At 35.1% G+C, this 6,069-nt stretch carries 3 protein-coding genes; all 3 read left to right on the forward strand.

Going from position 1 to position 6,069, the window contains the following annotated elements; translation table 11 throughout:
- Positions 1-99 precede the first annotated feature (99 nt).
- A complete protein-coding gene (locus tag CKF58_RS01125) occupies positions 100-636 on the forward strand; it encodes a DDE-type integrase/transposase/recombinase (RefSeq protein ID WP_119530153.1) in 537 nt (178 codons plus the stop codon).
- 85 nt (positions 637-721) lie between these two features.
- Entirely contained in the window at positions 722-2,026 is a 1,305-nt protein-coding gene (locus CKF58_RS01130; RefSeq protein WP_147397184.1) for a two-partner secretion domain-containing protein, read from the forward strand.
- A gap of 396 nt (positions 2,027-2,422) precedes the next feature.
- The coding region (locus CKF58_RS01135) for a beta strand repeat-containing protein (RefSeq protein WP_147397183.1) at positions 2,423-6,069 on the forward strand (3,647 nt) is incomplete at its 3' end.

The following is a 6,069-nucleotide window of genomic DNA, read 5'->3' on the forward strand; positions in this document are numbered from 1 at the left end:
AACAAAGGTAAAATAAAGTACTACTATCGTAAGAAATAGGGCTCATACAGACCTATTAGTTTAAGAGAGTAAGACTTCCCTAACTTTAAGGACGAATTCGTGCACGTAGAATGTGATCTAGTAGAAGTAAAAATGACTACTGGCGCTAAAATCTACTTCTTATCTCTATACGTACTTAAGACTAAATACAACATCTATGTTAGATTACGTAATAAAACAGCAGATCACGTTACTAGTGAAATTATCAAGGCGTTAGCAAGGAAGCCAAAAAAACATGGCTTAAAAGCGGCAGAGCTCTTTAAAAGTTTAACTTTCGACAATGGTAGTGAATTCAATAGGTATCAAGAAATAGAGAATGCCTTACAAATCCCAGTCTACTTCTGCAGAGTCGGTCGTCCTGAAGAACGTGCTAAACAAGAGAACAGTCACAGAATATTCTGTCGCTACTTCTTCTCTAAAAAGAAGAAAACTAACAAATACATACCCTTCGGAATCGGTTACAAAATTTCTCGATATATTGCACGTATTGCAAGAAAATCTTTAGATTACATTACACCTTGTGGTATTTCTACAAAATGTGGAAATGATAAAACAGAAATAATTATTGATTTTTTCAAATGTAACATGGATTTTTAGTCGCGGAAAAGCGGCTAAAATCTACACATTATTTTTTTCAGACAACCCCTCTACTTTAAATGTAGACTTAATTAATCTAATTCATATGAACAAAGTTTATAAATTAAGATTTAGTAAAGCCCAAAAAGAACTGATAGTAACTTCTGAGTTAGCTACAGCAGCGGATCAAGGTTCAGCTGCCTCAAGTGTTCAAAACCCTAACACTACAAAGACTAGTAGTAAAAAATTCTCTTTAAATCCTTTAGCAGCTTCATCATTAGTAGCTGGTTTAGGTGCCACTCTTTCTTTAGGAATGGTTGGTACTAGTGCACATGCCACTGGCTCACGTACTGGAATGGATGTTGTAAGTGGTTCGGCTGTAGTATCTACTTTAAATAACTACACAGCGATTACAACATCAACTGATAAAACAATTCTTAACTGGAATACTTTTAACATCGATACAAATGAGATTGTTGAGTTTATTCAAAAATCTTCAAACTCTGTTGTATTAAACCGTATTCTTGGTGGCTCTGTCTCACAAATCCTTGGTACGTTAAAATCTAACGGTGCAGTGTTTATTGTGAATCCTACAGGGATAGTGTTTGGAGCTAATTCTACCGTTGATGTAAATAGTTTAGTAGCTTCAACTTTAGATATTGCTGATAACGATTTCTTAAATGGTAAATATGTTTTTAATCAGGATAAAGACAAAGCCATTGCTACAGTTTTATCTCAAGGGGTAATTAAAGTAAAAAACGATGGTACTCTAGCTTTAGTTGGTGGTAATGTCGTTAATACAGGTGCTCTAGAAGCGAAAAACGGTACAGTTTATTTATTAGCTAGTAATTCTATTACCATCTCTGATTTAACTAATCCGAATATTACCTATACGGTAACTGCGAAAAACCGTGCAGTAAATTTAGGTGAAATTATCGGTAAAAATGTCGTAATGGCTGCTAATAAAGTTGCAAATGGTTATACTTCTGCAACCGAGTTTGCTGACATTATGTCTAATTATGGTGCGTCAGCAAGTGCGGCAACTATTACTGCTTCTGGTGAAGTATTACTTTATGGTGCAAGCGAAAATGTTACGACGAACTTAGATAGCAATACTACTTCAGCAAGCAGTATTAATGCTAGCAACAACACTGGTCTAGCGGTTAATAACGGTACGATCAATGTTGCGAATGCAAGCTGTCAAGGCGGTACAGTAAAAGTACTAGGTGACAATGTAGTTTTAGAGAATAACTCACTTATTAATGCTTCAGGCGCGACCGGCGGTGAAGTATATATTGGTGGTGACTTTAAAGGTACAGGTGACCTTAAACTAGCAAACACTACTTATGTAAGTAATGGTTCTGTAGTAAATGTCTCTGGTACAGGTAACGCCGGAAAGATCGCAGTATGAGGTAACCAAGCTTATGTAGGTGGTAATTTCTTAGCTACTTCGGTAAATGGTACTGGTGGTTACTTAGAAACTTCAGGTAAATATATTGCCTTTGATAATAGTTTTGAGTATAACTCTAGTTCTGAATTAGGTAGAGATTACTACGGTGATTGGTTATTAGACCCTCTAGATTTAACTATTGTTAACGGTAGTTCTACAACTTGTGGTTCAGCCATTTCTACTTGGTATCAAGGGGAGAGAAACTACATTGTTGCTTCAAAGGTAACAGACTCATTTATTAACGCGCAGTTAGCGAAGTCACATGTAACGATTCAAGTTGATGGTAATGTTACAGTTACTAATGCCTACTTATATTCAGCGAATTACTTCTTAACTCTTTTTACTATTGGTGGTTCGATGAATATTACCAACTCAACTTTTGTGTTTAGTGGTAATCGTTTACAATTAATTGCGCAAAACAACTTTAGTTTAACAAACTCTAGTATTACAGCAACAAATTATACCATTGGTTCATATGAAACTAGTGGTAACTACTCAAATTTAAATTACTATGTAAATATTTCGAATTCGACTGTTTGTGCGACTGGTACAGGTAAGTCATATATTCGTTCATCAACCGCTGGTAATTTAACTTTAAGTGATACGTCTGTTAATTCAAGTAATGGTAGCTTAGACGTATACTATAACGGTAATGGTACGTTTAGTGATACTACAATTGATGCTTCGAATTTAACTTTACAAACTAACGTTTCTTATCAAAACTCACGTACTACGACTTTTGATAATTCGAGTGTTAACGTATCAAACTCATTTAACTATAACAATACTTGTGCAACTTTAGTGCTTGAGGGCTCAAGTTTAAATGGTTCTGATACGGCCAATATTAACATTAATGCTCATAACTTCACGGTTAATAGTTCAAACATTTCTGGTAGTAATGTAACCGTATGTGCAACTAATGGGTTACTTGATTTTAATAATGCCAATGTTGTATCTCAAAACAACTTACTATTAAATTCATCTGGTGGTGATATCAACTTCAGTGACACTAACTTAACTGTTACTGATGGTGATATGAGCATTTGTGCTTCAAATAATGTATCTATTACTGCAGATAACGTAAATATTAGTTTAGGTTCAAATTCTAACCTTTCTGTTTACGGTGGTAAAAACGCTAGTATCTCTGACGTAAGTTTAAATGCAAGCAATTTAAAAGTAGGGGGAGGTAATGTAAGTGTTAATAATGCTTCTTTAGATTCAACCTACAGTACGAAGGTTTCTGGATCCAATGTTTCAGTTGTCAATGCAACTATTAGCTCTGCACAAGATACTGTAGTAAATGGTACTAATTTAGACATTAATCAGTCAGTGGTTAATGGTGCTGCAGTTTCGGTAAGTGCAAGTAATAACGCAAGCATTGCAAGTTCAAATATTTCAGCAGCGAATAACCTTGATATAGGTGCAGATAATGTAAGCATTAATAATAACAGTAATATTGCTGGTAATAAAGTAGCAATTAATGCTACAGGTTCAATCGTTGCCACAGATTCAAATCTTACTTCAGAAGTAGTTAACTTAAGTGCAAGTTCTAATATTACGTTAGCTAATTCTAATATAAGTGCGAATCAAGCTGCAAATTTAGTCGCAAATGATACGCTAAGCTTAAACGCTTCAAGTGTAAATAGTACGAATGGTACAGTTGACGTAAGTGCTAATGGTGCAGTAGTTTTAACTAATGGTACTAATGTAAGTGCTGAGATTGTAGCAAACGTTAGTTCAAATAATGGCACTATAACTGCTGATGATTCAAATATTACCGCAGGTAACGTAAGCGTTAATGCTAAAGAAAACGTTACTTTAGAGAACTCAAATATTAGTGCTAATACAAGCGCAAGCGTAAGTTCGACAAATGGTTCTGTAAGTTTATACGATTCAAACATCTCTACAGGTAATTTAATCGTAAATGCAGCTGCTAATGTAACTCTTACAAATTCGAATATTAGTGCAAATGAAGCAGCAAATGTAAGCGCTAACGGTTCAATTACGGCTACAGACTCAAACATTACTGCAAATCAAGCAAACCTAAATGCAAAAGAAAATGTAAGTTTAAGTAATACTAACATTAGTGCAGATCAAGGTGTGGAGATTGCGGCTAATGGTACAGTTGAAGTTAATGCAAGTAGCGTAAGCGCTAACGCGAGTTCGGTTGCTATTACTGGTAACCAAGGTGTTAATTTAACTAATGGTACTAATCTTAGTGCTGCTGAATCAGTAAACGTTGATGCTTCAAATGGTTCGGTAAATGCTACAGATTCAAACATTACAACCAATGGTACAGTTAGTGTAACTGCGGCAGAAAAAATTACGGTAGATAACGCTAATATTTCAAGTGATAGCGTAGAATTAACAGCTAATAAAACCGTAACTGTTGAAAATGCTACAGTTGATTCACATATCAATACAACTATTGACGCTGCTGTAGTAGAAATTAACGACGGCTCTGAAGTTAATGGTACTAATACTGTTGTTAATGGTACTTATGTAACCATTTCAAATGGTTCGGTTGTAACAGCTATCAATAATGCAACAGTATCTGGTAGCAATATCAATTTAGATAATGCAACTGTAAATGGTACTAATGCAACAGTAGCTGGTGGTGAAGTAAATATCACTAATGGCACTAGCATTGATGCTAAAGATAATGCTGCAGTAACTGGTGACAACATTAACATTAGTGATTCTATTGTTAATGGTACTAACGCTACAGTTGACGGTACTGCTGTTGTAAACATTTCAGACTCAAACGTTACTGCTGCAGAAAATACAACGGTAAATGGTTCTGATGTATCTATTACTAATAACAGTAATATCTCTGGAGCTAATACAACCATTAATGGTACTAAAGTTAACTTAAAAGATATCACAGTTAACGCCACAAATAATGCAACTGTATCTGGTGGTAATTTAAGTTTAGATAACACTACGGTTAACGCGACTAATTCAACCGTTGATGGCGATAAAGTTAATATTACTAATGGTTCATTAATCAATGCTTCTAACAATGCTACTGTTTCTGGTGGCGACATTAACGTAAGTGATTCGATTGTTAATGGTACAAATGCTACGATTGATGGTTCTGGTAATGTTACGGTTAACGGTTCAAACGTAACTGCTATTGATACTGTAATTGTTAGCGGGACAAATGTTGCGATCACTAACAATAGCAATATTTCAGGTAACAATGCTACAGTTAATGGAACTGATGTTAACATTAGTAAATCTTTAGTAAATGCTACGACTAACGCAACTGTATCTGGTGGCAATATTACCGTTGCAGATTCGATTGTAAACGGTATTGATGCTACAATTGATGGTACAGGTAACGTAGCAATCGATGGGTCAAACATTACTGCAGTAGATGCAGCTAATGTAAACGGTGTAAATGTGTCTGTAACTAACAATAGTAATATCTCTGGTACTAATACAACCGTAAATGGTACTGATGTTAATATTACTAATTCAAGTGTAGAAGCAACATATTCAGCTACAGTTAATGGTACTAATGTAACTCTTAATAACACTACGGTTAACGGTACTAATGCAACAGTTGATGGTTCAGGTAACGTATCAGTTGACGGTTCAAATGTAACAGCTACAGAAAACGCTACTGTAAATGGTACAAATGTTTCTGTAACTAATAACAGTAACATTTCAGGTACTAATGCAACTGTAAATGGTTCAGACGTAACTGTTGCTAACTCAACTATTAACGCTTCGAATAATGCAGCTATTACAGGTGGTGACATTAACGTAACTGATTCTGTAGTTAACGGTACTAACGCAACTGTTGATGGTTCTGGTAATGTTTCTGTTGGTGGTTCGAATGTTACATCTACAAAAGAAGCTAAAGTTAACGGTACAAACGTATCAGTAACTAACAATAGTAATATCACTGGTAATAATGCAGAGGTTAACGGTACTAATGTAACGTTAGATAACTCTACAGTTAAAGCTACTGAGAAAGCTACTGTAAACGGTACAAA

This window comes from Psittacicella hinzii, assembly GCF_003585935.1.
In the GTDB taxonomy this organism is placed as follows: domain Bacteria; phylum Pseudomonadota; class Gammaproteobacteria; order Enterobacterales; family Psittacicellaceae; genus Psittacicella; species Psittacicella hinzii.